The sequence below is a fragment of the Streptomyces sp. NPDC048255 genome (assembly GCF_040652415.1).
In the GTDB taxonomy this organism is placed as follows: Bacteria; Actinomycetota; Actinomycetes; order Streptomycetales; family Streptomycetaceae; genus Streptomyces.
This window is the reverse complement of record NZ_JBEZMA010000010.1, coordinates 125,535-151,204: the sequence shown is the minus strand read 5'-3', so window position 1 is coordinate 151,204 and position 25,670 is coordinate 125,535. Positions and strand designations below refer to the sequence as shown.

The window sequence follows — 25,670 nt, the reverse complement described above, 5'->3', positions numbered from 1 at the left end:
CACCCCCGTTTGACACGGTTCGAACGGATGGCAGGGTGGTAGGTGGGGTCAATGTTGGGAGGCTCGGCATGGGATCCGCTTCGGCATGGCGTTCCGCGGCGCGGCAACTTCCGCTCAGGCTCACGGCCGGCACGTCCTTCCTGAACTCCGGGCTCTCGAAACGCGGTGCGGACGAGGCCACCGCCGAGGGGCTGCACCAGTTCGCCGCCACTGCCTACCCGTTCCTGGGAAAGTGCGACGCCCAGAAGTTCGTCCGGCTGCTCTCCACCGGGGAGCTCGCCATCGCCGCCGCGCTGCTCCTGCCGGTCGTCCCCGCCGCGGTCGCGGGCGTTGCGCTGACCGCGTTCTCCGTCGGCACGGTCGGGCTCTACCTGCGTACGCCAGGGATGCGGCAGGAAGGCAGCCTGCGTCCGACCGAGCAGGGAACCGTGCTGGCCAAGGACATCTGGATACTGGGCATCGGCGTCTCCCTCATCGTCGACGGCGTGAACCAACACCGGTCGGCACACCACGGGCACACCGGCCCCCGCCACTGCCGTACGCGCTGACCGGCCGGGTCAGGGGCGCACATGGCCATGACGAGATGGTTCTTCGAGCCCGGTCATACCGCGGCGGAGTTCCGCGCCCGGCACATGATGGTCACCTACGTACGCGGGCAGCTCAAGAACGTGCACGGCGTGCTGGAGGTCGATCCCGACGAGCCGGAGAAGGCGCGCGTGGAGGCGACGGTCGACGCGACCCAGGTGTACACCGGTCAGCCCCAGCGCGACGCCCACCTCCGCAGCGCTGATTTCTTCGACGTCGAGCGCCACCCGACGTGGACGTTCGCCGGGTCGCGCGTCCACCAGGTGAGCGGAACCGAGTTCGAGGTCACCGGAGAGCTCACAGTACGCGGCGTGACGTGCCCCGTGACCTTCGACGTCACCTACCTCGGACAGTGGGATACCCCCTGGTGGGAGGACGGGCGGGACCTCGGGCCCAGACGGCGCGCCGGCTTCCTCGCCACGACGCGTGTCAACCGCCATGATTTCGGGGTGAGTTGGAACGACGTGGTCGACCGCGGGGGAGTGGTCGTCAGCTCCATGGTCGATGTCATGGTCGACGTCGAGGCCGTCCTCGAACCGAGTGGAGCGAAGAGCAACGGGGCCGAGGACAGCACGGCTTGACGCGTCGTTCCCGGAACGGGCCTCTCCTTACGCGCCCGATGCGGTCGGGTCGGCAGGTGCGGCAGGTGCGGCAGGTGCGGTCGGTTCGACGATGCGGCCGTCGCGCAGTTCCACGACCCGGTCGGCGAGTTCGATCAGGTTGGGGTCGTGGGTGGCGACGAGGACGGTGACCGACTCGCTGCGCACCACCGCGCGCAGCAGTTCCATGATCGACCGGCCGGTCTCCGAGTCGAGCTGGCCCGTGGGTTCGTCCGCGATGATCAGGTCGGGGTCGTTGGCCAGGGCGCGGGCCACCGCGACGCGCTGCTGCTGGCCGCCGGAGAGTTCGCCGGGGCGCTGCTCGGCGTGGTCCGCGAGCCCGACCAGGGCGAGCAGGGTCCGGGCGCGTTCCTCGCGCTCCCTGGCGGGGACGCGGCGCAGGCGCATCGGTACGCCGACGTTCTCGGCGGCGGTGAGGACGGGGATCAGGCCGAAGGACTGGAAGACGAAGCCGATGCGGTCGCGGCGCAGGGCGAGCAGGCCCGGCTCGTCGAGGGCCGCCAGGTCGGTGCCGTCGAGGGCGATCCGGCCGCTGGTCGGGGTGTCGAGGCCGCCGACGAGGTTCAGCAGGGTGGTCTTGCCGGAGCCCGACCGGCCCCTGAGGGCGGTGAGTTCGCCGCGGCGGACCTCGAAGGACACGCCGCGCAGGGCGTGGACGGCCTGCGGTCCGCTGCCGAAGCTGTGGCGCACGTCGTCCACCACCACGATGGGCGTGCCGCCGGCCTCCCGAGCCGCCGCGACCGCCACCCGTTCCTGCTGGTCCCTCATCGCATTTCCTCCCCCGTCGAGCTGTCCGCGCCGGGCGCCCGCCCGCGCGCCCCGCACCTGCCGCAGCTGCGGCTGCAACTATCTGATCGCATTTGCGCATCTGTCACACCATTCACGCAAGCCCCTTCCCTCTATCGCCCACATCTGACAGCATCGTCCGCTATCCGGTACCGAGGGTCCGGGTGGGGGAGGAACTGCACAGTGCTCGGCTTCGTCGTGCGCCGACTGCGCGGGCGATGGCCGCTCGCTGTCGCCGTACTGCTCACCGTACTGATCACCGCGACCGCGCTGACCGCGCTGACGGCTTTCACCCGTGGCGTGGGGGAGGAGGGGCTGCGGCGGGCCCTGACCGGACCGGAACGGTCCCGGACCACCGTCGTGATCACCAGCGGCCATCCCGCCTCCGCCCGCGCCAAGGACGACGAGTCCGTCCGGACCTTCGCGGACGAGGTGTTCGGGCGGCTTCCGGTGGCCTCCGAGAGCGTGGCCCACAGCCGTTCGTACGGACTTCCCGGCGCCGCCGCTTCGGGCCGCGACGCCGACCTGACCCTGCTCGCCGCGCTCGGCCGGGAGCACGTACGCCTGCTCGCCGGTGAATGGCCCGGGCCGGCCGCAGCCACCGGGGCCGGCGCGCCGACGCAGGTGGCCGTGCCGCGCGCGGCACTGGCACGGCTCGGCCTGGCCGAGTCCGCGCTGCCCGCGCCGGTCCGGCTGGACGACCGGTTCGACGGGCCTCCGCTGACCGTGCTGGTCACCGGCGTGTACCGGGCCGCCGATCCGGACGCCGGGTACTGGCGGCTCGACCCGCTCGGCGGCCGGGAGGTCCAGACCGACACCTTCGCCACCTACGGCCCGCTCCTCGTGGACGACAGCGCCTTCACGGCGGGCGGCCTCCTGCAGAACTACCGCCTCACGCTGCTGACTCCGGACCTGCGGACCCTCCGCACGTCCGAGGCCGAGGCCGTCCGGACCGCGACGGACCCCGCGCGGCAAGCCCTGGAGCGCACCACCTCGCTCCGCGCCGCCACCGAACTGCCCCGGCTCCTGGCCGAGCTGGACTCCGGCATGCTCGTCGCCCGGTCCACCCTGGTGGCGGGCGCGCTCCAGCTCGCCGTCCTCTCGACCGCCGCACTGCTCCTCGTCTCCCACATCCTGACGGCCCGCCAGGAGCCGGAACGCGTCCTGCTCACCGCGCGCGGCGCCTCCCGCCGGCGCCTCGGCGCGCTGAGCGCGGCCGAGTCGCTGCTGCTCGCCCTGCCCGCGGCCGTCCTGGCGCCACTGCTCACACCGCCCCTGCTGCGCCTGTTCAGCCGGTTCGGACCGCTCGGGCGGGTCCACCTGGAGATCCCGGACACCTGGCTGGTCTGGCCGGTCGCGGCCGGCTGCGCCCTGGCCTGTGTCCTGCTGACGACCCTGCCCTCCGTCCTGCGCGGCGCCTCGGCCGCCGTCCTGCGCCGCGTGGGCAGCAGGCAGGCCCTGGTGACGGGCGCCGCCCGCTCCGGCGTGGACCTGGCCGTGGTGGCCCTCGCCGTCCTCGGCTACCAGCAGCTCTCGCAGTACGGGGCCACGGACGCGCCCGTGCCCGCCACCCCCGCCGGCGGCGGGCTCGGCGTGGACCCGGTCCTGGCCGCCGCCCCGGCCCTGGCCCTGTGCGGGGGCACGCTGCTGGTCCTGCGGCTGCTGCCGTTCGCGGCGCGGGCCGGGGGACGGCTGGCGGCGCGCGGCCGGAGCCTTGCCCCGGCCCTGTTCGGCTGGCAGCTCGCCCGGCGGCCCGGCCGGGCCACCGGACCCGTGCTGCTGCTCGTCCTCGCCGTCTCCAGCGGGATCCTGGCCCTCGGCCAGCACGCCGCCTGGTCCGCGTCCCAGCGCGACCAGGCCGAGTTCGCGACCGCGGGAGGCCTGCGGATCTCCGGGAGCAGCATGGCCCCGATGGGCCAGGGCGGACGCTACGGGGCACTGCCGGGCGGGGACCGGCTGATCCCGGTGGTCCGCCGGGAGCAGGCGCTGCCGGGCGGCGCCGCAGCCGACCTCCTCGCGCTGGACGCCGCCGAGGCGGGCGAACGGGTGCCGCTGCGCGCGGACCTGCGCGGCGGCCAGGGGATGCGGGAGCTGTTCGCCCCGCTCGCCGCGGCCGACCCGGACACCCCGGCGGGGTCCGCGGCCGCCGGTGCGGGAACAGCTTCCGCACCGGCCCCCGGCGTCGCCCTGCCCGGCTCCCCCCGCCGGATCGACCTCGACGTGACGGTACGGTCCGCCGGTACGGGCTGGGCAGCCGTGAGCCTGCTGCTGCGCGACCGGTTCGGGGCGATCCACGGGACGCCCTCGGTCACGCTGCCCAACAGCGGCGACGCCACCCTCCCGGTCTCCCTGGACACCCTGACCGGTGCCCCGGTCGGTTCCGCCGCGGCCCCCCTGACCCTGGCGGGCATACGCCTCTCGTACGCCGGGGACGGCGGCCCCGCGGGCGACGGCAGCGAACTGACGCTGCGCCGGATCGCCGTCTCCGACACCGTGGACGGCGCCGCCGCAGCGGTCGCCGCGCCCGCCCCCGCGGCCACGGGCGGCTGGCAGTCGGCGCCCCCACAAGGTCCCCGCTCGCTGCGGGCCCCCGTACTGTCCCCGGTACCGGCCGGTTCCACGGACCTGCTGCAGGTGCGCTACTGGGGCGGGGCCGGCACCGAGAAGGGCGTCAACGCCGTGCTGTTCCCGGCGCCCGCCGCGCCTCCCGCCGCCGCGGTCCCGGCGGTCGCCACCACCGGCTACCTGCGGTCCATAGGCGCCTCCGTGGGCGAGACCGTCCCCGTCACACTGGACGGCGCGACGGTCCCGATGCGGATCACCGCCGCAGTGGACTCCCTCCCGGTGGCCGGACGGACGGCACTCGCCGTCGACCTGCGCACGCTCGGCCGGTTCCTGCTGGAGTCCGCCGGTCAGCAGCCGGCCCCGCCCACCGAGTGGTGGCTGCCCGCCACCTCGGCCGCCGACCCGGTCCCGGCCCGATTGGCAGCCGAACTGCGCGCAGGGGCCCGGACCGAGCGCGTACAACTGCGCGAGGAGATCACCGCACGCCTGCTGGAGGACCCGCTGAGCGCCGGCCCGCAGGGCGCGCTGGCCGCCCTCGCCGCCGCCTGCGCCGTCCTGGCGGCCATCGGCTTCGCGACCTCCGCCGCCGCCGAACGGCGCGTGCGCGGCCGGGAGTTCTCGGTCCTGCTCGCGCTCGGCGCACCGCGCCGCTCGCTGGCCCGGGCGTCCGCCGCCGAGGGCGGGGTGCTGATCGCCATCGGGACCGCGGTCGGGACCGGACTCGGTGTCGCCCTCGTCCATCTGATGGCGCCCCTGGTCGTGCTGACACCCGCCGCCGGGCGGCCGTTCCCGTACGTACGGGTGGACATGCCGTTCTGGCAGACCCTGCTGACGGTCGCCGCCATCGCTGCCGTTCCCCTGCTGTCGGCCCTGCTCAGCGGCCCCCGGGGCCGCGACATCGCCGCCCGGCTGCGCCCCGTGGAGGACATGTGACCACCCCGCCGCCGTCGCCCTCCGGGCCGCTGTCCGCCGGCCCGCCGTCCGCCGAGGCCCCGCGGTCCGGGCCGCGGCCCGCGCCGTGGGTCCGGACCCGGTTGCGGGCGGCACCACTGGGCACCCTGCTCGCCGCCGCGCTGGCGTTCGTCGCCGTCCTGCTGGCCGCCGCGCTGCCACGGGCCCAGGACCGGGGCGCCGACCAGGCCTTGAGGTCCTTCCTGGAGGGCAGCGGCCAGGCCGGCACCAGTCTGCAGGTGACCGCGCCGTCTCCGGTGTCCGGGCAGAGCGCCCAGGCCCTGGACGGGACGCTGAAGAGCCTGCTCGCCCGTACCGGATCCACCTTCCACGTCGACACGGACGCGGTGGTCCACGGCACGCGGACCACCAAGCGGCTACCGCTGCTGAATCCGGAACTGTCCCGCCCGTCCGGATTCCCGCCCAGGATGTCGCTGCTGTACGTCCAAGAAGCCCAGGCCCACGTGAAGCTGGTGGAAGGACGCTGGCCGGGCAGCACTCCGTCCGCCGGTGCCCCGGAGGGCGCCACCGCCTACGACCCGCCGCTGCAGGTCGCCCTCTCGCAGCCCGCCGCCGAGACCCTCGGCGCCCGCCTCGGATCCGTCCTGAAGAGCGCGCCCCTGGCCGACGGCACGCCGTCCGTGGAAGTCGTCGGTCTCTACGCGGTCACCGACCGCACCGAGGACTTCTGGGCGGACCTCGATTGCCTCCCGAGCGCCTGCGAGCACCGCATCGGGGAGAACCTCGCCTGGGACGTCGACGCCCTGATCGGAGCCGGGGACCTCGGCCGGATGGACACCTGGGGCCGCACCGCCGAGGACTTCTGGCGGCTTCCGGTGGACGTCGGCCGCCTGCGGGCCGACCGGCTCGACGCCACGACGAAGGAGATCGCCTCCTACATGGCGGGTCCCACCGCCGCCACCCTCGTGAGGGAGACCCGCCGCGAGCGGCTACGGACCTCCTCGTGGCTGCCCGAACTGTTCGAGCAGGCCCACGACCGCCGGCAGGCCGCGGCGCCGCTCGCCCTGATCGGACCCGCCGGGGTCGGCGGGGTCGCCTTCGTCGTCCTGTGCCTGGCCGGCGCGCTCGCCGCGGACCGCCGCGACGCCGAACTGCGGCTGCTGCTGGCCCGGGGCGGCTCGCGCGCCGGCATCGTCGGCCGGCTCCTCGGGGAGGGCGCCGTCACGGTGCTGCCGGCCGCCACGGCCGCCACCGCGCTCGCCGTACTGCTGCTGCCCACGCCCCGGCTCGCCCCCACACTGCTCGCAGCCGCGGTCGTCGCGATGCTCGCGCTGCTGGCCTTCCCGGTACGGGCGGCCGTACTGCTGTCCCCGCCGCGCCCGGCCGGGCGGTGGCGCCGGCCCGTGGCCGAACTGCTCGTCGTCATCGCCACCGGCGCGGCCGTACTGGAGGTCCGCCGCCGCGGCGTCGCCCCGGCCGGCAGCGACCCGGACCCGCTGCTGATCGCGGCTCCGCTGCTGCTCGCGCTGTGCGGCGGGCTGCTGCTGGCCCGGCTCCAGCCGGTGGTGACCGGGTGGCTCGCACGGGCGGCCGGCCGCCGCTCCGGACTGGTCGGCTTCCTGGGGCTGGCGCGGGCCGCCCGCGGCCAGGGGGCGGCCGGGACGCACGCCCGTGGCCGGACCGGTCCCTCCGTCCTGCCGACGGTCGCCCTGCTCCTCGCCATCACCACCGGCGGATTCGGGGCCGCCGTCCTGAACTCGGTGGACTCGAACCGGCTGGGGGTGGCCCGGCTGGCGGTCGGCGGCGACGCGGCGATCTCCGCGTCCGGGGAGACCTCGCTCCCGGACGGACTCGCGAAGGCCGCGGGCGAGCTGCCGGGCGTACGGACGTCCGTACCGCTGTGGGTCGACCACGACTCCTCGGTCACCGGCACGAAGCAGCGCTCCAGCCAGGTCGCCGTGATCGTCGCCGAGCCGGCCGCGTACGCGGAGCTGTCCCGTGCCCTCGGCTGCGGCTCCTTCGACCCCGCCCTGCTGACCGCGGGCGGCTCGCAGTCCGCCGACGCGCCCGTGCCCGCGCTGTTCAGCGCCGGCCTGGCACAGCTGGCCGGCCCTGGCACGTACACGGTGCAGCCCGGCAACGGCGCAGAGCTGCGGGCACGGGTGGCCGGCGTGATCGACTGCACCCCGGTCCGGCCGGCCCGGGACGCCGCGATCGTCGTCCTGCCCGCGGGCCCGGCGACGGCCCTCATCGGCGCCGGCCGCCCGAACCAGTGGGTGGGTCTGGGTACCGTCGACGGCGACCGGCTGCGCGCGCTGGTCCGGTCCGCACTCCCGCCGGCGTCTTCGACGGCCCAGGCCCAGGCTCCGGCACCCGCCGCGGACCCCGCCGACGAGGTGTATCCCGTGCGCACCAGCGCCGAGGCCGTCGCCGAGCTCGGCGCCGATCCGCTGCAGCGGTCGGCACAGCGCCTCTTCTGGGCCTGCGTGGCCGGAGCGGCCGGCTTCGCCCTGCTCGCCGTACTGCTGACGCTGATGCGGACCGTCCCCGAACGGGCGGCGCTGCTGGCCCGGCTGCGCACCATGGGGCTGCGCCGCCGGCAGGGCGTCGCGCTGATCCTCGCCGAGACCCTGCCGCAGACCCTGGCCGCGGCGCTGGGCGGGGCGCTGGTGGCGGCGGCCGCGGTGGCCTTGCTGGGCCCGGCGATCGACCTGTCCACGCTGGTCGGCGCGAGCGTGCCGACCGGAGTACGGCTCACGGCGGGCCCCGTACTGACCCAGGCCCTAGGCCTCGCCGCGCTGGTCGCCGCCGCCGTGCTCGTCGAGGCGGCGACATCCGGGCGACGGCAGATCACCACCGAGTTGAGAGCGGGAGACCAGAGTTGAACAGCGACCAGCCGACGTACGAGGAGCTGCGCCGCCGGGCGACGGCCGCCGCGGAGCCCCGTACCCCGGCGGCGGACGCCGCGATCGCCTGCGACCGCCTGGTCCGCATCTTCAGCACGGACGGGATCGAGGTGCAGGCCCTCCAAGGGCTGGAGCTGACGGTCGACCAGGGCGACCTGGTGGCCCTCGTAGGCGCCTCCGGCAGCGGCAAGTCCACCCTCCTGAACATCCTGGCGGGCCTGGACGTCCCGACGGCGGGCAGCGCCGCGGTCGCCGGCTACGACCTGCTGGAACTGTCGGCGCGCGACCGGCTGCGCTACCGGCGCGAAGCGGTCGGGTTCGTCTTCCAGCAGACGGCCCGCAACCTGCTGCCGTTCCTGACGGCCGCCCAGAACGTGGCCCTGCCGATGCAGCTGAAGGGCGGCGGCGGACGCCGAGGCGCGGGCGCACGCCGCTCCGCCCGGGTCGCGGAGATCCTGGACGCCCTCGGGATCGGCGACCTGGCGCACCGGCGCCCGGCGCAGCTGTCCGGCGGCCAGCAGCAGCGCGTCGCGATCGCCGTGGCGATGGCGAACGACCCCAAGGTGCTGCTGGCCGACGAACCCACGGGCGAACTGGACTCGGAGACGGCCGCGGCGGTCTTCGACACCTTCCGGACGGTGAACAAGGAACTCGGCGTGACGGTGGTCATCGTGACGCACGACCCCATGGTGGCGGGCGAGGTCCGCCGCACCGTGGCGATCCGCGACGGCCGCACCAGCAGCGAGGTCCTGCGCCGCCTCGTCACCGACGAGCACGGCGAGGAATCGATCAGCGAACGCGAGTACGTGGTCCTGGACCGCTCCGGGCGCGTCCAGCTGCCCCCGAAGTTCCTGGAGGCCCTGGGCATGGAGCACCGCGTGGCGGTCGACCTGGCCCCGGACCGCATCGAACTGCGCCCGGACCGCAGCTAGGGCGTGGGGGCCGGCCGTATCCCGTTACGGCGTCCCGGCCGGCCGGTGAGCTGCGGCCGACCGGGACACCGGGCTCAGGCGAGGTCGAACCGGTCGAGGTTCATCACCTTGTCCCAGGCCGCCACGAAATCGCGTACGAACTTCTCTCCCGCGTCCTGGGCGGCGTAGACCTCCGCGATGGCCCGGAGCTGGGAGTGCGAACCGAAGACGAGGTCGACGGCGGTGGCGGTCCACTTGACCTCGCCCGTGGCGCGGTCCCGGCCTTCGAACACGTTCTCGGCCGAGGCCGACGCCTTCCACTCCGTACCCATGTCCAGCAGGTTGACGAAGAAGTCGTTGGTCAATGTCTCCGGCCGGTCGGTGAACACCCCGTGGGAGGAGCCCTTGAAACCGGTGTTCAGGGCCCGCATACCGCCGGTCAGAACCGTCATCTCCGGTGCGGTCAGGTTCAGCAGGTTGGCGCGGTCCAGCAGGAGGGTCTCCGGCGACAACTTCTCTCCCGCCCGCAGGTAGTTGCGGAACCCGTCCGCCCTGGGTTCGAGTACGGCGAACGCCTCCACGTCCGTCTGCTCCTGCGAGGCGTCCGTGCGCCCCGGTGCGAACGGGACCGTGATGTCGTGCCCGGCGTTCTTCGCGGCCTGCTCGACGGCAGCGCAGCCGCCCAGGACGATCAGGTCGGCGAGCGAAACCTTCCTCCCGCCGGTCTGCGAGGAGTTGAAGTCCTGCTGGATCCGCTCCAGGGTCCGTACCGCCTCGGCCACCTCGGGCAGGTCGTTGACCTCCCAGCTCTTCTGCGGCGCGAGCCGGATCCGTGCCCCGTTGGCCCCGCCGCGCTTGTCGGTGCCGCGGAAGCTCGCCGCCGACGCCCAAGCGGTGGTGACCAGTTGGGGGAGCGACAGCCCCGAGGCGAGGATCGTGCCCTTGAGGGCGGCGATGTCCCCGCCGGTCACCAGCTCGTGATCGACCTCGGGTACGGGGTCCTGCCACAGCTGCGGCTCGGGAATCCACGGGCCGAGGTAGCGCGAGAGGGGGCCCATGTCGCGGTGCAACAGCTTGTACCAGGCCTTGGCGAAGGCCTCCGCGAGCTGGTCCGGGTTCTCGTGGAAGCGCTTCGCGATCGGCGCGTAGACCGGATCCAGCTTCAGCGAGAGGTCCGTCGTCAGCATCATGGGAGCGTGCCGCTTCGACGGATCATGGGCATCGGGCACGGTGCCCTGGGCCGACGGATCCTTGGGAGTCCACTGCTGCGCACCGGCCGGGCTCGTCGTCAGCTCCCAGTCGTACCGGAACAGGTTGTCCAGGTACCCGTTGTCCCACTTCGTCGGCTCGGTGGTCCATGCGCCCTCCAGCCCACTGGTGAGCGCGTCGGCGCCCTTGCCGGTGCCGTAGGTGTTCGTCCAGCCGATCCCTTGCTGCTCGATGGGGCCGGCCTCGGGCTCCGGGCCGATGTACGAGGGATCGACCGCACCATGGCACTTGCCGAACGTGTGGCCGCCGATGATGAGCGCGGTCGTCTCCTCGTCGTTCATCGCCATACGGCCGAACGTCTCGCGAATGTCCCGGGCGGCAGCGATCGGATCCGGGTTACCGTTGGGCCCTTCCGGATTGACGTAGATCAATCCCATCTGCACGGCGCCGAAAGGACCGGAGAGTTCCCGGTCGCCGCTGTACCGCTCATCTCCGAGCCAGGTGTCCTCGGGTCCCCAGAAGATTTCCTCGGGTTCCCAGATGTCCTCGCGCCCGAAGCCGAACCCGAAGGTCTTGAACCCCATTGATTCCATCGCACAGTTGCCGGCGAAGACCAGAAGGTCGGCCCAGGAGATCTTCCGGCCGTACTTCTGCTTGACCGGCCAGAGCAGACGGCGCGCCTTGTCGAGGCTCGCGTTGTCCGGCCAGCTGTTGAGGGGCGCGAAGCGCTGGGCGCCGGAGCCGCCACCGCCCCGGCCGTCCTCGATGCGGTACGTTCCCGCGGCGTGCCAGCTCATCCGGATGAAGAGCGGCCCGTAGTGGCCGTAGTCGGCAGGCCACCACTCCTGCGACGCCGTCATCACCTCGAAGACGTCCTGCTTCAGCGCGTCGAGGTCCAGGGTCGAGAACTCTTCCGCGTAGTCGAATTCCTCACCCATCGGATTGGACCGGGGGGAGTGCTGATGGAGAACCTGAAGGTCCAGCTGATTCGGCCACCAGTCCCGGTTCCCCCTGGGGCGGGTCGCCGTGGGGGCCGGGGAGGGGATTACTGGGTTCTCGCTTTCGCTGCCGGACACGTCCGTCCTTCTTCCTGTCTCGGTGTTCCCTCTGCTGGCTGATTTGCTCTTGACGCCGTCTGCTTTCCGAGTCGAGAGCGTGTATCGGCGTCCGTATGGTCGCGCACCGCAGACCGCACCGCTACGAGAACACGCAGAGCACCCCCGTACAACAATCGGTCAAAGCCAAAGGGTGACATGAAGCCGGACATGCGCCGGATAAACTTCTGTTATTCCGCCGAGCCTGAAAAGGTGAGCCGATATGAGTGACCTGCTGGAGCGACTGCGAGGGCGCGGCTGGCGCATGACGTCCCAGCGGCGCGTCGTCGCGGAGGTCCTCGACGGCGAGCACGTGCACCTCACGGCCGACGAGGTGCACGCCCGCGCGGCGCAGCGGCTGCCGGAGATCGCCCGGGCGACCGTCTACAACACCCTCGGCGAGCTGGTGTCCCTCGGCGAGGTCGCGGAGGTCTCCACCGACGGCCGCGCCAAGCGCTACGACCCCAATGCACGCCACCCGCACCAACACCTGGTGTGCTCAGGCTGCGGCCTCATCCGCGACGTCCACATGACCGGCGACCCGCTGGCCGGCCTCCCGGAGGAGGAGCGGTTCGGCTTCACCGTGTCCGAGGCCGAGGTCACCTACCGCGGGCTGTGCCCCGAGTGCGCCCGCCGGGGCCCGGGGGACAGCCCTTGAGTCGTGTCCCGGACGGGCCTTTCGGATCTTGCCGGGCCGACAGGATCCGAAAGACGCGCCCCTGCTCAGATCCCGGCGACCTTCGCGCTCGCCGACAGCTCGTAGACCAGGGTGACCGTGCGCCGCCCGCCGGGCGGCAGGGTGATGTCCCAGCGGGCGATGCCTTCCGCGTCGACCGCGTCGGGCGCCGGGGAACAGGCGTCCTTGCGCACGCGTACCTCCACCGCCGAGACCTCGGACACCGGGATCCGCTCCCGGAGGACGACCACCCGGTCGTCGTGCTCCCCGGGGGCGGAGAACCGGGACAGGTGCAGCCGGATCGTGCGGGTGACCACGGTCCGCTGCATGATGCCCGCGGAATCGCGGGACTCCTGCGCCTGCCGGACCACCCCGTGGTCGTCGCAGCTGCCGAAGGCGAGCTCTACGGGGGCGCCGGGGGCGGTGAAGTCCAGCGTGCCTCGGCCGCTGAAGCCGCTGCCGCGGACCAGGTCCACGGGCCCGGCGAGCAGCGCGTGGCCGGACCGGTTGTCGAACCGGACCACCTGGGTGACCAGCGGCGACACCTCGGGTGCGCAGGCGTACTCGCTGCTCGCGGCCGTGGTGAAGACGGAGAGCGGCACCCGGTGGGCGCGGCCGTCCCCGGGCACGGAGACCGGCGCGGGGGAGTTCAGCACGCGCGCCTCGCCGCCGTCGTCCACGCCTGGCAGGCCGAGCACCGGGGCCGGGCCGAGGGTCCCGATCTCCTCCTCGCGCAGCTCGACGTCGACCGTACGGCGCTCCGCCGCGGAGCGGTCCTTGAGCGTCAGCCGGTCCTCGCCCAGCCGTGGCGGATCGGTGGCCAGCGCCGAGCGCGCGGTCGACAAGGTCAGGCGTACGTCCGACCAGTCCTCGCCGGTGCGCTGCCAGACCATCGCATCGGTCTCCAGCGTCAGGGAGTCCCCGTCGAGGACCGCCCGGTAGGCGGGCCGCCACAGCGCACACGGGGTGAGGTGGCTCAGACGCAGCTCGGCCGGCCCGGCGGCCGCGGCCTCCACGGTCAGCTCGATGTGGCCGACCAGCTCGGCGGGCTCGTCCTCCGAGAGCCGCATGGCCCGCTGGGTTTCCCCGAGTTCGGCGGCGAGGGCGGCCAGCCGGGCCTCCACGGTGCGCAGTTGCTCGCCGTGCGCGTCGCGCTCACCGTCCACCCGGTCCAGTTCGAGGGCCCAGCGGGTCCTGTCGGGCTCCCCGCAGCCGGCGCCTTCGCCGATGTCCCGCAGCAGATCGGCGGCGAGGCGGCCGAGCAGGTCGAGGCGGGAGTGCAGCCGGTCGCGTCGCTGCTCCAGGGCCAGCTGCTCCTCTTCGAGGGCGTGTACGCGGTGGCGCAGGGCGGAGTCGTCGTCGGCGGACGGCAGCGGCCCGCGCGGCGTCCAGCTGCGGACGATCCGCACGTCGAGCACCGTCGCGGGGGAAGCGGCGGTCAGCTCGGCATGGAGGGTCCGGTCGACGGCCAGCGCGCTGACCGGTCCGAGACGCAGCCGCTGGACCCCGGCCTCCAGGTCGAGTACGGCGGTGCGCTCGACGTGGGCGCGGTCCTCCAGACAGGTGACGGCGGTGACGGGGAGGGCGATCGGCTTCGGGGCCGTGGACATGGCGGTCAGCTCCTGCGGTTGCCGTCGACCAGGGCCTTGCCGGTCGGGATGCGGATCTCGTAGCCGCCGTCGAGGGCGGCAGTGGTGCCTGCGGGCAGGTCCAGCCGCCAGAGGCGGGTGCCCAGGGCGTGCTGCTCGGGCCCCGTGCCTTCCTCGGGTGCCGACCAGTCGGCCCGTTCCTCGATCCGGACGTCCGGTTCGGAGGTGACCGGCACCCGCTCGCGGACCTCTACGGTGACGGGCCGCGCGAGCCGGTTGGCCAGCTCCACGTGGACGCGGTGGTCGAGCACGGTGATGTTGTTGCGCAGGCCGGCGGTCGACTCGTGCAGGTTCGTGCGGCGGGTGACCCGGATGCCCTCGGCGGGCCCGAGCCCCACCCGGCGGACACCGCCGGGGGCGAGCGTGGGCAGGGCGGCGGTCAGCAGGAACTCCTCGTCGACGGTGACCTCCACCGGGCCGGCCAGCAGCGCCTGGTCGGTGGCGTTGGAGAGCACCAGCGTCGCGTACACGGTCTGCTCCACGGACGGCACGCAGAGGTACTCGGTGCGCAGGCCGACCGGGATCTCGCCGACGGTGACGGTGTGCCAGGTGCCGTCCGACGGAATGTCGGCGCGGGCCGCGGCATCGAAGCGGTGGTCGAAGGAACCCGCCGACTCGCGGGGCCGCACGGCATGTCCGGGCAGCGCCAGCTCGGCTACCGCTTCGGCCCGGCGGCGGTACTCGGCCGCCACCGGGTCGACGGGGGAGCCGGGGAACAGCCGGCCCCGGCGACCGCCTTGCTCGCCGGGGCCGCACAGGACGAGGGCGGCGTAGTCGAGCTCGGCGCCGCTGGGCTGCGGCGGACCGGTCACCGGCGCCGGCGGAGGGGGCGGCGGCGCAGCCCGGCCAGAACCCGCGGGCGCCATGGGTACGGGGGCCCCGGCGAAGGCCCCGGCGCCGGTACGCGACCTGGCGCCCGGCCGCGAGGGGGCCGCCTGCGTGAGGGGGGACATCGCGCCGCCGAGGACCTCCGTGGAGCGGGCGTCCGCGCCGCCGGGCATCCGGAACGCGGGCGGCGGACCGCCGTAGCCCGGCTGAGCCGGCGCCGGGGGAGGCGGCGGGGGCGGAACCGAACCGTACGCGGATCCGCCCGCGGCGGCCGCGGGAGCGGGGCGGGCGGCGACACCCGCAGGCGCCGGGGTCGCCGCGGGAGCGGCAGGGCGCGGGCCGGCCGCCTCGTACCCGGCAAACAGGTCGGCGAGCCCGGCGGGCGGCTCGCGCCAGCCGGAAGGCGCGGGGGCGGGCTGACGCCGGCCGATGCGGATCGAGCGGAGCTTCGGCAGGTCGGTGCGGCGCCGGAGATCGGCGGTGGCCAGGGCGATGCGCACCCCGGTCCAGTCCTCGCCGGTCCGCTGGGCGACCGAGGCGCGCAGCACCAGTCGGCCGCTGCCGTCGCCCTGACGGTGCGTGAGCCGGTAGGCCGGCACCCAGACGGCGCCCGGCACCCCGTACTCCAGCTCCAGTTCCACCTCCGCGTCAGCCGAAGCAGCGCCGTGCCCGTCGAGGGTCAGGACCGCGCAGACCGTGGTCTCCACGTGCGCTGACGGTGCGTCGGTGGAGGCGCGGGCGAGCCTGTCGGCGGCGACGGTGAGCTCGTGCTCGACGTCGCGCAGCTCCTCCTCCAGCTCGACGAGGCGGGTGTGCAGTCCCGTCAGCCGCTCCTCGACGAAGTCGGCGAGCTCCAGCCACGCGTCGACCGGGGTGCGGCGGTGCGGGTCATCGCGCCTGCGGGCGGGTGGGACCGGGTGGAGCGCCCTGACCTCCTCGATCAGGCTCAACTGCCGGTCCCGGCGTCCCTGCGCCGCCGCGTACGCGTCGCTCAGCCGCTCGACCTCGCGCCGCAACGCGTGGGGCGTGCCCGTACCGAGCGGCTCGGCCTCGACTTCCACCCGGGCCTCGGTGACGCGCACCCCGGAGGCGCCCAGCACACGGGCGCGCAGCGAGCCGGGATCCAGCGAGCGGGGCAGTCCCGTCACCCGCACCCGGCCGTCAGGCGGCACCATGCCCCGGGCCAGGCGGCGGCAGACCGCGCCCTGCGCGTACACCACGACCGAATCGAGGGTCGCCGCCCACCTGTGTGCTGTCTCTGCCGTCATGTGCTCCGCCCCCGCCGCATCCATGCTGAGCGAAGCCTACGCCGAGCGGCCGGCGCATCACGTCCCGGGCCATGCTCCTCTCATCCGCGAGGAGGCTGACCGGGGCGGGTGGCGAGGTGGTCCTGTAGTTCGCGGTGCCGGAACTGGTAGGCCGTTCCGGCGATCCGCAGGATGCCCATCCGGTAGCAGTGGTGCAGGAAGTCTCCGAGCCGCCAGGGCAGTTGACCACGTGCGCACAGCCGGAAGGCGACGTAGCGGACCCACGCCCGGCCGCCGACTCCGCCGCAGAGACCCCCGATGAGTCCGAACGCCGGTCCGAGGATCAGCGTCAGCAGCAGCGCGATCGCGAGCCCCCGCCCCATGGCCGCGAGCCCGTCGACGTCGGTCAGTTCCTCCAAGAGGCCGATGGGAAGCATGAACCCGATCCCCAGGACGAGCCAGCTGTTGCGGTCGCGTCGGACGGGCTGGCGGGGGTCCGTGAAGGGCTCCTGCTCGCTCGCGTCGAGTACGATCCCGAGGACGCCGAAGAGCCCGATCAAGAGCCCGATGTCAAGAGCGGCCCTGAGCCCCGTGCGGAACCCGTACCCGGGCCCCAGCAAGAATCCGGTGGCGAGCCCCAGCGAGAGTCCGGCGGCGGGCGAGGCCAGGAGTGCGCTCGCGAGGAGCACCTTGAACCTGAAGGCGACCTCGCGTCGCCCGGTGAGCGTTCGCCAACGAGGCACACCCACCTTGCTCGGCGTCGGCCATGCCTCGCCCCTCAGGACCGCCCAGCCCGGGATCAGGAGCACGCAGGCTCCGGCGATCCACGCGGTCATCGACCACGGGGACCGCACCATGACCAGGGCGGCGAATGCGGCCACGGGCACGAGCAGGAGGACGGTCGTGAGGATGCGATCGGCACGACGTGTGCGCTCCGGGCCGGTGAGTGGCCACAGATCGTGGAGGACGAGGTCGGTGGCGGACAAGGTCCGGCCGGCCAGGCTGCGGTACGACGTATTGGCGTCGAGGTAGGCGGCCAGCACCGCCAGGTACTTCCACGTCGTCTCCGCGTCCCGTGCCGGCCCGCGTGAGCGCTGGTCCATGGCGTGGGTGTGCAGGGCCGCGGCGATGTACCGGTCGAGGAGGTACTCGTTGAGGGTGCTCCCTTCGGCCAGGGTGAGCAGCCGGCGGGGGTCGCGCACGTAGCGGCCGCCGGGGTCGCGCTCCTGGAAGACGACGGCCGCCAGGCTGAGCCTCCACGGGGTGTCCAGGGCGTGCTGCAGAGCGGAGGAGGTCCCTGCCGTGCCGTCGAGGGCGTTCAGCACGGGGTCCCAGCGCGTCCTCCCGGCCGGGGTGTCGGCCACGCGCTGACCGAGGAAGGCCCGGGCCCGACCCGCCTCGACGCGTGCGAGTTGGACCACGGCCACGGCCTGCGCGTGGACTTCGACGGCAGTCAGGGCCAGGTAGTGACCGTGACGGCACGTGAGGACGACCGGCCCGGGCCGGTCGCCGCTCTGATGGGTGTTGACCTGCTTGAGCAGGAGGGCGGCGCGTGAGGTGTAGCCGGGTGCGCTGGTGCCGTCGGTCTCGTCCAGGCCGTCGATGACGGGCAGGACCATCTGCGCCGCCAGGAGCGCCCTGGCATCGCGGGGTCGCATCCGGTACGTGCCGGTGAGGTGGGTGTACAGCCAGTCGTCGATGCTCGTGCCGGGCCACGCCGCGGCGGACAGACGCACCGGCACCGGTTCGTCGGCGGGCCGCGTCCGCGCCAGGCCGAGCAGCAGGACCAGTAAGGCGACCGACTTTCCGGTCCCGGCGTCCCCACCGGTGCCTGACGGCCCGTCCGGCGCCGTGCCGGGGGTGCCGGTGATGACCATGCGGCCGGGCCTCAGCTCCCGGTAGTACGCGGCGATCCCCGCCACGCGCCCTTCCTCGGTGACGCCGTCCACCCGCCCGTGCACACGCGTCGTGAACTCGACGTCGATGAGGGAGCTCACGTCCCCTCCGAGCAGCTGCCGGTACTCCACCTGCTCCAGGCGCACCACCTGCTTCGCCAGCCGACCCGCCACGGCCTGCACGTCGGGCACCCAAGCGCCGCGCCGCCATGAGTACAGGGCGAAGACCAGCCCGACGGTGCCCACCAGCGCGCCGACCACGCTCGCCGCCGGATCCGCCGCGGCCCACCCCTTGTCCGACGCCATCCAGACCAGCCCGGCCATGATGCCCCCGCACACGGCCGCCAGCCCCCGGCTCGCCCAACTCCCCATGGCCGGTCATCCTCGCGCCCGCGGGCACCGATGCGCCAGCGATCCGCCCTCCGCACACTCGCCCGGGCGGCGTGGCGGGCCGATCGGCCAGGCGGGTCGCTCAGCCCTTCTTCTGCTCTCCCCGCGGCGGGACATCCGACCCTCGGGATGCCGGAGCGTGCGGGATGGACCAGGCTGTGCACGAGACGGGACGGGGGCCGGTAAGGGGCACGGAGGGAGAACGCGGTGACGAATGACGCCGACCCCCGGCACGACGAGGGTGCCGGTACGGGTCCTGGCGCGGCCGCTGAGGCGGTCCGGGGCCTGAGTTCCCGCGTCACCCTGCGGGTCAACGGTACGGCCCACGCCCTCCGGCTGGACCACCGTGTCACCCTGCTCGACGCCTTGCGGGAGCACCTGGAGCTGACCGGAGCGAAGAAGGGCTGCGACCACGGCCAGTGCGGCGCCTGCACGGTGCTGGTCGACGGGCGGCGGGCGAACAGCTGCCTGCTGCTCGCGGTGGCCCAGGACGGCGCCGACGTCACCACCGTGGAAGGACTCGCGGACGGCGCGGGCGACGGCCTGCACCCGCTCCAGGAGGCATTCCTGAAGCGGGACGCCTTCCAGTGCGGTTTCTGCACGCCCGGCCAGCTCTGCTCCGCCGTCGGAGCGATCGAGGAAGCCGCCGCCGGCCACCCCTCGCACGCCACCCCGGCCGAATCCCTGTCCGAGCCCGGCCCCGTCACGCTGACGCCGGCGGAGATCAGGGAACGGCTCAGCGGCAACCTGTGCCGCTGTGGCGCCTACCCCCGCATCGTCGACGCCGTGACGGACGTGATCGCGTGAAGCCCTTCGCCTACGTGCGGGCCACCAGCCTCCAGCAGGCCGCCGCCGCCCACGCCCGCGTCCCGGGCGCACGCTACCTCGGCGGCGGAACCAACCTCGTCGACCTCATGAAGCTGGGCGTCGAGACGCCCCCCGCCCTCATCGACCTCTCCCGGCTCCCGCTGCACGACGTGGAGGAGCTGCCCGAGGGGACGCTGCGCATCGGCGCCATGGCCCGCAACAGCGACGTGGCCGCACACCCGGTGGTGCGCGCCCGCTACCCCGCCCTCTCCGAGGCGCTGCTGGCCGGTGCCTCGGGACAGCTGCGCAACGTCGCCACGACGGGCGGCAACCTGCTCCAGCGCACCCGGTGCTCCTACTTCCAGGACGTCTCCAAGCCCTGCAACAAGCGCGAGCCCGGCACCGGATGCGGCGCCCGGGACGGGGTCCACCGCGATCACGCCGTCCTGGGCCACTCCGCCCACTGCATCGCCACCCACCCCTCCGACATGGCGGTGGCCCTGGCGGCGCTCGACGCCGGCATCGAGCTGTACGGAGAACAGGGCGCCCGTACGGTGCCGGCCACGGATTTCCACCGGCTGCCCGGAGACCGTCCCGAGCAGGACACCGTCATCCGCAGCGGGGAGATCGTCACCGGGGTCCTCCTGCCGGCCGTTGCCCCCGGCGCGGCCTCCCTCTACCGCAAGGCCCGCGACCGGGCTTCGTACGCCTTCGCGCTGGCCTCGGTCGCGGCCGCCCTGGAGCTCGAGGACGGTCGCGTACGGCGCGTCGCCCTCGCCTTCGGAGGCCTCGCCCACCGGCCGTGGCGGGCCGCCACCGCCGAGGCCCGGCTGGCCGGCGCCGAGCCCACGGCAGCCGTCCTGCGGGAGGCCGTCGACGCGGAGCTCGCCCGGGCCCAGCCCTTGAGCGACAACGCCTACAAGGTGGCCCTCGCCGGAAACCTCGCGTGCGACGCGCTCGCCACGCTCGCCCGCCGTGCGGGCGCACGCCCCGTCACCTCCTAGTGCTGTGACGCCGAACCCGACGAGGAGCAGACCCATGCGGTACGCGGCACTCGGTACCCCGGCCGGACGGACAGAGGGACCGGAGAAGGTCACGGGCCTCGCGCGGTACGCCGCCGACCAGGCCCCGCCCGGCCGGGTCCACGCCTGGCCCGTGCCCGCGACCGTCGCCCGGGGCCGCGTCACCGCCGTGGACGCCGACGCGGCCCTGGAGCTCCCCGGCGTGCTCGACGTCCTCACCGCGTACAACGCACCACGCCTCGGCCCCTCGGACGACCCCACGCTCCGGGTGCTGCAGGACACCCAGGTCCCGCACCGCGGCTGGTACGTGGCGCTGGTGATCGCCGAGTCCCTGGAAGCCGCCCGGGCCGCCGCGGCGGAGGTACGGATCAGCTACGCGACCGAGGAACACGACGTCGGCCTGCGCACCGACCACCCCGGCGCCTACACCCCCGAGAAGGCCAACGGCGGGCACCCCGGCCACCGGGAGCACGGGGATCCGGACGCGGCCTTCGCCGCCGCTCCCGTACGGGTGGACTGCACGTACACGGTGCCCCCACTGCACAACCACCCCATGGAGCCGCACGCGGCCACCGCCGACTGGGACGCCGGGCGGGGCCATCTCACCGTGCACGACTCCAGCCAGGGAGCCGGACCGGTCCGGTCCGCGCTGGCCTCCCTCTTCGCCCTTCCCGAGGACCGCGTCACGGTGGTGTCCGAACACGTGGGCGGCGGCTTCGGCTGCAAGGGGACGCCGCGCCCGCACGTGGTCCTGGCCGTCATGGCCGCCCGGCACACCGGCCGCCCGGTCACCCTCGCCCTGCCCCGGCGCCAGCTGTCCGCCGCGGTCGGGCACCGCGCGCCCACCCTCCACCGCGTCCGCCTCGGAGCCCGCCAGGACGGCACCCTCACCGCGCTCACCCACGAGGTCACCACCCACACCTCCCGGATCAGGGAATTCGTCGAACAGGCCGCCGTCCCCGGCCGCGTCATGTACGCCGCCCCGGACAGCCGCACCACGCACCGGGCCGTCGCCCTGGACGTGCCCACGCCCTCCTGGATGCGCGCCCCCGGTGAGGCCCCCGGCATGTACGCGCTGGAATCGGCCATGGACGAACTGGCCGACGCCCTCGGCCTGGACCCCATCGAGCTGCGCGTCCGCAACGAACCCGCGAGCGAACCCGACAGCGGCCGCCCCTTCAGCAGCCGGCACCTCGTGGAATGCCTGCGCGAGGGGGCCGACCGCTTCGGCTGGGCCTCGCTGCGCACGCCGCGCCGGGACGGGCCGCTGCTGTGCGGGACAGGGGTGGCCGCCGCCACGTACCCGTACCTCGTGGCCCCCTCCACCGCCCGCGCCCACGCCCGGCCCGACGGCACCTACGTGGTCGAGGTCAACGCCACCGACATCGGCACGGGCGCGCGTACCGTCCTCACCCAAGTGGCCGCCGACGCGCTCCAGGTGCCGCCGGAGGAGGTGACCGTCGCCATCGGCCACACCGGGCTGCCGCGGGCGTCCCTCGCGGGGGGTTCCTGCGGAACCGCCTCCTGGGGCTGGGCGGTGCACAACGCCTGCGCGGCCCTGGTGGCCCGCCTGGCCCGCCACCACGGCCCGCTGCCCGCCGCGGGACTGTCCGCGTCCGCCGACACCGTCCAGTCGGCGGCGCAGGAGTCCCCGTACGCCCGCCATGCGTTCGGTGCGCACTTCGCCGACGTCCAGGTCGACACAGTCACCGGCGAGGTACGCGTACGCCGCCTGCTCGGTGTCTTCGCCGCCGGCCGCATCCTCAACCCGGTGACCGCGCGGTCCCAGTTCGTCGGCGCCATGGTCATGGGAGCGGGAATGGCACTGACCGAGCAGAGCACCGTGGACCCGGTCCACGGGGACTTCGCGGAGAGCGACCTGGCCGCCTACCACGTGCCGGTGAGCGCCGACGTACCCGACATCGAAGCGCACTGGATCGACGAGCACGACAAACACCTCAACCCCATGGGCAGCAAGGGGATCGGCGAGCTCGGGATCGTGGGCACGGCGGCCGCGATCGGCAACGCCGTGTGCCACGCGACGGGGCGGCGCCTGCGGAGCCTGCCGCTCACACCCGACCGCGTCCTGGCCGCGCTCGGCTGACACCCGGCTCTGTTCGGGTGAGGGGAAAACGATCCCGCAGGCCGCGGGGGTTCCGGGGCACCCCCGCGGACCGGAAGCATCCTGACTGCCCGGGCCGCGCGTCACCGGGCCGCCGCCACCCGTGACGGCCGACCGGTGCGCCGTGGCTGCGAAGCTCTTTCCCGAACCTGTGAAGGGAGTCCCTGCATGGGACTGACGACAGCCACCATCGCCGCGGAATTGGAAGCGGCGAACAAGGTCGGTGACCCGAAGGCCGACCAACTCGTCTCCGACCTGATCAAGAACAAGGAGATCGACGGGGTCAACGCCCTGTTCCGCACCATCGGAACCCTCAAGCCCGGTCAGGACCTCTCCGAACTGCCCCCGCGCCTGGCGGAGTTCCTCAAGGAGGCCGCGGCGGCGCCGCCGGACTGGTCCGAGGCCGACGTCAAGGCGGCGGAGAGCTTCTTCGCCCACCACCACGGCGAGGTCTCCATGCTCCAGGGCACGGTGGGCCTGATCGGCACCTACCTCTCGCCGACGGGCGCCTTCACCCTGCGCTCCACCGGCCGGCTCGGCGGCGTCGAGGGCCCGGGCAGGCGGCTGTCGCAGTCCTCGCGGCTCTTCATCGACATGGGCAACAAGAACGCCATGCGCGACGGCACCCTCGCGGCGAACGTGACCAAGGTGCGCCTCGTCCACGCCTCGGTGCGCCAGCTCCACAAGAAGAGCGGCGAGTGGGACTACGCGAAGTGGGGCGAGCCGGTCTCGCAGAAGTACACGACCGGTGCGGCCTGCGTGTTCTCCACGCAGATCCTCCAGGCCATGGCCCGTCTGGGCATCGACGTCTCCAAGGGCGATGCCCACGGGTTCATGTGTGCCTGGCACTACGTCAACCACTACCTCGGCACCCCGGACAAGTGGCTGCTGCCCAAGGACGCGGACCAGGTCGGGGCCCTGTGGAACGAGGTCCGCGACAAGGAGTGGAGCAAGACCGACGACGGCGTCTTCATGACCAAGCAGGCCGTCGACTTCTACAAGAAGTTCTACCCGCCGGGCGCCCACGACGCGTTCATCGCGATGGTCCGCCACGCCCTGTCCGACAAGTACGCCGACATGGCGGGCCTGCCCAAGAGCGTCCTCGGCGCCGTCGCCGACCCCCTCTCCGACGGGCACGGCCTGCTCAGCGGCACCGCCGGCGGCCTGCTGGGCGGCGCCGCCAAGAAGACCGTCGGCGTCAACCCGTACAAGGAGATCGTGGGGATCGCCTCCAAGGGCTTCAACGAGGTCCAGAAGTTCGCCCTCACACACGACCAGGACGACCAGCCCCAGATGCACCAGGAACTCCACGACAACCGCTGACCTGACCTGACCTGACCTGACCTGACCTGACCTGACCGGTCCGCCCGCGCCGGGCCGGCCGCGGCCCGCCCCCGCCGCACGACGGCGGGGGCAGGGCCCTGTCCACGAAGGCCGGTTCAGCCCGGCGTACCGAGCCCGGTGAAATACTGCGCGTCCTTGGGGCGCGCGGCGTCATGTCCGGCGGGACGGGGGGCCGGCTCCAGGTGGGGTATGTACTTGGAGCAGTGGATGTAGGCCTCTTCGACGCTCAACCGGACCCACATCTCAGGGCTGCGCCCGGGCGCGAGGCCGGTGGGCAGGTCCGGGTGGAGGGAGCGAAGGCCCGCGTCGGTGTAGAGCTGGGCCACGCCGTTGACGTGAAGTCCGACGTGGTGGTGGGTGAAGTCCACGAACAGCAGGCCGAGGTGGGGGTTCTCCGTCATGTTGCCCGCGCTGGCGAGGACACCGTTCCCGCGGAACTCGGGGTAGGCGAGCGAGTGGTCGTCGATCACGTGGACGAATCCCGGCGGCCCGGCGCGGAAGCTGGAGTCGCAGTTTCCGTGGGAGTCGGCCGTCGCCAGGAAGAGCATGGTCTGGCAGCCGATGAAGTCCCGCATCTCCGGGGTGAGGCAGGGGCGTACCTGCTGGTCGTAGAAGCGGGCGGCGCGCTCGGCGGTGCCCAGTTGCTGCTGCAGCTGGTGTTCACCTGCTGATCCGAAGCGTGGCGGGGGCAAGGTCACGGGTGTTCTCCTGGCAGGACGGGGAGGCGCGTGGCTCAGGGAAGGGACAGGACGGGCGTCTCGAACGGGTCGTGATGGATGCGGTCGGGCGAGGTGCCGCCGAGCGTGAGCGTTTCGGTGGCGGAGATGACCATCGGGGCCGGGCCGCTGAGGTAGACGTCGTGCTGGTACCACGGTCCGTACTCGGCCAGCACCTCCGGCAGGGACCCCCTGATTCCGGGGATGTACTCGTGGGAGACCGCCCCCCTGATGGCCAGCCAGTGGTGCCGCTGGGCCATCCGGAGCATGTCGTCGACCCCGTACAGCTCGGCGCCGGTGCGGGCACCGAGGAAGAGGTCCACCTGGTGGTGCCCGCCGCGACGGGCCACCTCTTCGACGAGGGCCCGGATCGGGGCGAGGCCGGTGCCGCCGGCCACGCAGAGCAGGTCCCGGTGGACGGCGGCGTCCAGCACCATGTCTCCCAGCGGGGCGCCCAGGTGGACCACGTCGCCCACCACGGCGCGGTGCACCAGGGCGTTGCTCACCGTGCCGCCGGCCACGGCGCGCACGTGGAAGGTGAGGGTGCCGTCCTCGCGGGGCGCGTTGGCGGGGGAGTAGTAGCGCCAGTGCTTCGGCCACCAGGGGGTCTCGATGCTGACGTACTGGCCCGCGGCGTACTCGTAGGGCAGGTGGGGGCGGACGGTGATCTCGGCGATGCCGTTCCCGCGCGAGACGCGGTGCACCACCGTCGCGGGCCATACGGCGGGCCGTACCGCCTCGTCCTGTTCGGCCGCACTGATCATGACCTCGGCGACCACCCCGTACGCCTTGGTCCAGGCAGCGGCGATCTCCGCGGTCCAGGCGGGGCCGGCGTAACGGGCGAGCGAGGCGAGGAGGCATTCGCCCACGGCCGGGAAGTGCGCACTGAGCGTGCCGAACTTGCGGTGGTCGCGTCCGAGGTGGCCGCAGAAGCGGACCAGGCTGCCGGGGTCGTCGACCAGGTCCACGATGCGCAGCAGCGCGCGCAGCAGACGGCCGCGCTGGGCGTCCATCCCCGGCGGGAACATGGGGCGGACCTCGGGGTAGCGGGCGAAGAGGATCGCGTAGAAGTAGACCGTCATCTCCACGGCCAGCGGCTCGACCACCGAGACGGAGGCGCGTATGAGGTCGATCTCGTGGGCCGACAAGGGTGGTTCGGCGGCCTCGGGTTCCACGGTGTACGGGGCCTGCGCGGGGGCCGGATCCGGCCGGGTCGGGAACTCGGAGGGGTTGCTCGAGCGATTGATCCTGAATCTCAAGGGACCAGCGCTCCTCCATTCGTTATTCGAGATGGCCTCCCGCCGGCGGAGGGTGGGACGGCACCGCTCGTGGAGCCGGGGCCCCGAAGCGCGCCACGGGCGGCGTTCTCACTGAACCGTCGGCTCA

General features: G+C 73.7%; 17 protein-coding genes. 10 read left to right on the top strand and 7 right to left on the bottom strand.

Annotated features, from left to right (window positions below; translation table 11 throughout):
* The first annotated feature begins 68 nt into the window (after window positions 1-68).
* The gene (locus AB0D94_RS11780) at window positions 69-548 is read left to right on the top strand and encodes a hypothetical protein (protein ID WP_362049453.1); all 480 of its coding nucleotides are present in this window, start codon (window positions 69-71) and stop codon (window positions 546-548) included.
* Window positions 549-569: 21 nt separating this feature from the next.
* Window positions 570-1,166, top strand: a complete 597-nt coding sequence (locus tag AB0D94_RS11775) for a YceI family protein (protein ID WP_362049450.1) — start codon at window positions 570-572, stop codon at window positions 1,164-1,166.
* 27 nt (window positions 1,167-1,193) lie between these two features.
* Here AB0D94_RS11775 and AB0D94_RS11770 read toward each other — a convergent pair whose 3' ends face one another.
* Complete coding sequence (locus AB0D94_RS11770) at window positions 1,194-1,973, bottom strand: ABC transporter ATP-binding protein (RefSeq protein ID WP_362049447.1); 780 nt, start codon at window positions 1,971-1,973, stop codon at window positions 1,194-1,196.
* Between the two features lie 201 nt (window positions 1,974-2,174).
* On the opposite strand from AB0D94_RS11770, the gene AB0D94_RS11765 reads away from it, so the two are divergent.
* The 3 genes from AB0D94_RS11765 to AB0D94_RS11755 are packed head-to-tail and all read left to right on the top strand — an operon-like array spanning window position 2,175 to window position 9,306.
* Complete coding sequence (locus AB0D94_RS11765) at window positions 2,175-5,489, top strand: ABC transporter permease (RefSeq protein WP_362049444.1); 3,315 nt, start codon at window positions 2,175-2,177, stop codon at window positions 5,487-5,489.
* Complete coding sequence (locus tag AB0D94_RS11760; protein ID WP_362049441.1) at window positions 5,486-8,353, top strand: hypothetical protein; 2,868 nt, start codon at window positions 5,486-5,488, stop codon at window positions 8,351-8,353. The genes AB0D94_RS11765 and AB0D94_RS11760 overlap by 4 nt, the downstream gene beginning before the upstream one ends.
* 26 nt (window positions 8,354-8,379) lie before the next feature.
* Window positions 8,380-9,306 (top strand): ABC transporter ATP-binding protein, encoded by a 927-nt coding sequence (locus tag AB0D94_RS11755; RefSeq protein WP_362049519.1) that lies wholly within the window; start codon window positions 8,380-8,382, stop codon window positions 9,304-9,306.
* A 74-nt stretch (window positions 9,307-9,380) separates the two neighbouring features.
* Here the strand turns inward: AB0D94_RS11755 and katG are convergent, their stop codons facing one another.
* On the bottom strand, window positions 9,381-11,570 hold the full coding sequence (gene katG / locus AB0D94_RS11750; RefSeq protein WP_362049438.1) for a catalase/peroxidase HPI: 2,190 nt from the start codon (window positions 11,568-11,570) through the stop codon (window positions 9,381-9,383).
* Between the two features lie 241 nt (window positions 11,571-11,811).
* Here katG and AB0D94_RS11745 point away from each other — a divergent pair, with 241 nt between their 5' ends.
* Complete coding sequence (locus tag AB0D94_RS11745) at window positions 11,812-12,246, top strand: transcriptional repressor (protein ID WP_362049435.1); 435 nt, start codon at window positions 11,812-11,814, stop codon at window positions 12,244-12,246.
* Window positions 12,247-12,311: 65 nt separating this feature from the next.
* On the opposite strand, the gene AB0D94_RS11740 is transcribed toward AB0D94_RS11745, so the two are convergent.
* The 3 genes from AB0D94_RS11740 to AB0D94_RS11730 all read right to left on the bottom strand — a co-directional run bounded on the left by AB0D94_RS11740 (window position 12,312) and on the right by AB0D94_RS11730 (window position 18,255).
* Complete coding sequence (locus AB0D94_RS11740; RefSeq protein WP_362049432.1) at window positions 12,312-13,874, bottom strand: mucoidy inhibitor MuiA family protein; 1,563 nt, start codon at window positions 13,872-13,874, stop codon at window positions 12,312-12,314.
* Window positions 13,875-13,879: 5 nt separating this feature from the next.
* Complete coding sequence (locus AB0D94_RS11735; RefSeq protein WP_362049429.1) at window positions 13,880-16,009, bottom strand: DUF4139 domain-containing protein; 2,130 nt, start codon at window positions 16,007-16,009, stop codon at window positions 13,880-13,882.
* Between the two features lie 80 nt (window positions 16,010-16,089).
* Window positions 16,090-18,255, bottom strand: coding sequence for a hypothetical protein (locus AB0D94_RS11730; RefSeq protein ID WP_362049426.1), 2,166 nt, complete (start codon window positions 18,253-18,255; stop codon window positions 16,090-16,092).
* A gap of 303 nt (window positions 18,256-18,558) precedes the next feature.
* Here AB0D94_RS11730 and AB0D94_RS11725 point away from each other — a divergent pair, with 303 nt between their 5' ends.
* The 4 genes from AB0D94_RS11725 to AB0D94_RS11710 all read left to right on the top strand — a co-directional run bounded on the left by AB0D94_RS11725 (window position 18,559) and on the right by AB0D94_RS11710 (window position 23,547).
* Window positions 18,559-19,080, top strand: a complete 522-nt coding sequence (locus AB0D94_RS11725; protein ID WP_362049516.1) for a 2Fe-2S iron-sulfur cluster-binding protein — start codon at window positions 18,559-18,561, stop codon at window positions 19,078-19,080.
* A complete protein-coding gene (locus AB0D94_RS11720) occupies window positions 19,077-20,084 on the top strand; it encodes a xanthine dehydrogenase family protein subunit M (RefSeq protein ID WP_362049423.1) in 1,008 nt (335 codons plus the stop codon). The genes AB0D94_RS11725 and AB0D94_RS11720 overlap by 4 nt, the downstream gene beginning before the upstream one ends.
* Window positions 20,085-20,118: 34 nt before the next feature.
* Entirely contained in the window at window positions 20,119-22,206 is a 2,088-nt protein-coding gene (locus tag AB0D94_RS11715; protein WP_362049420.1) for a xanthine dehydrogenase family protein molybdopterin-binding subunit, read from the top strand.
* Window positions 22,207-22,392: 186 nt separating this feature from the next.
* Window positions 22,393-23,547, top strand: coding sequence for an oxygenase MpaB family protein (locus AB0D94_RS11710; RefSeq protein WP_362049417.1), 1,155 nt, complete (start codon window positions 22,393-22,395; stop codon window positions 23,545-23,547).
* 116 nt (window positions 23,548-23,663) lie between these two features.
* Here the strand turns inward: AB0D94_RS11710 and AB0D94_RS11705 are convergent, their stop codons facing one another.
* Together AB0D94_RS11705 and AB0D94_RS11700 are read right to left on the bottom strand one after the other, a co-directional pair.
* A complete protein-coding gene (locus tag AB0D94_RS11705) occupies window positions 23,664-24,266 on the bottom strand; it encodes a pyridoxamine 5'-phosphate oxidase family protein (RefSeq protein ID WP_362049414.1) in 603 nt (200 codons plus the stop codon).
* 35 nt (window positions 24,267-24,301) lie between these two features.
* Entirely contained in the window at window positions 24,302-25,543 is a 1,242-nt protein-coding gene (locus AB0D94_RS11700; RefSeq protein WP_362049410.1) for a globin domain-containing protein, read from the bottom strand.
* Window positions 25,544-25,670 lie beyond the last annotated feature (127 nt).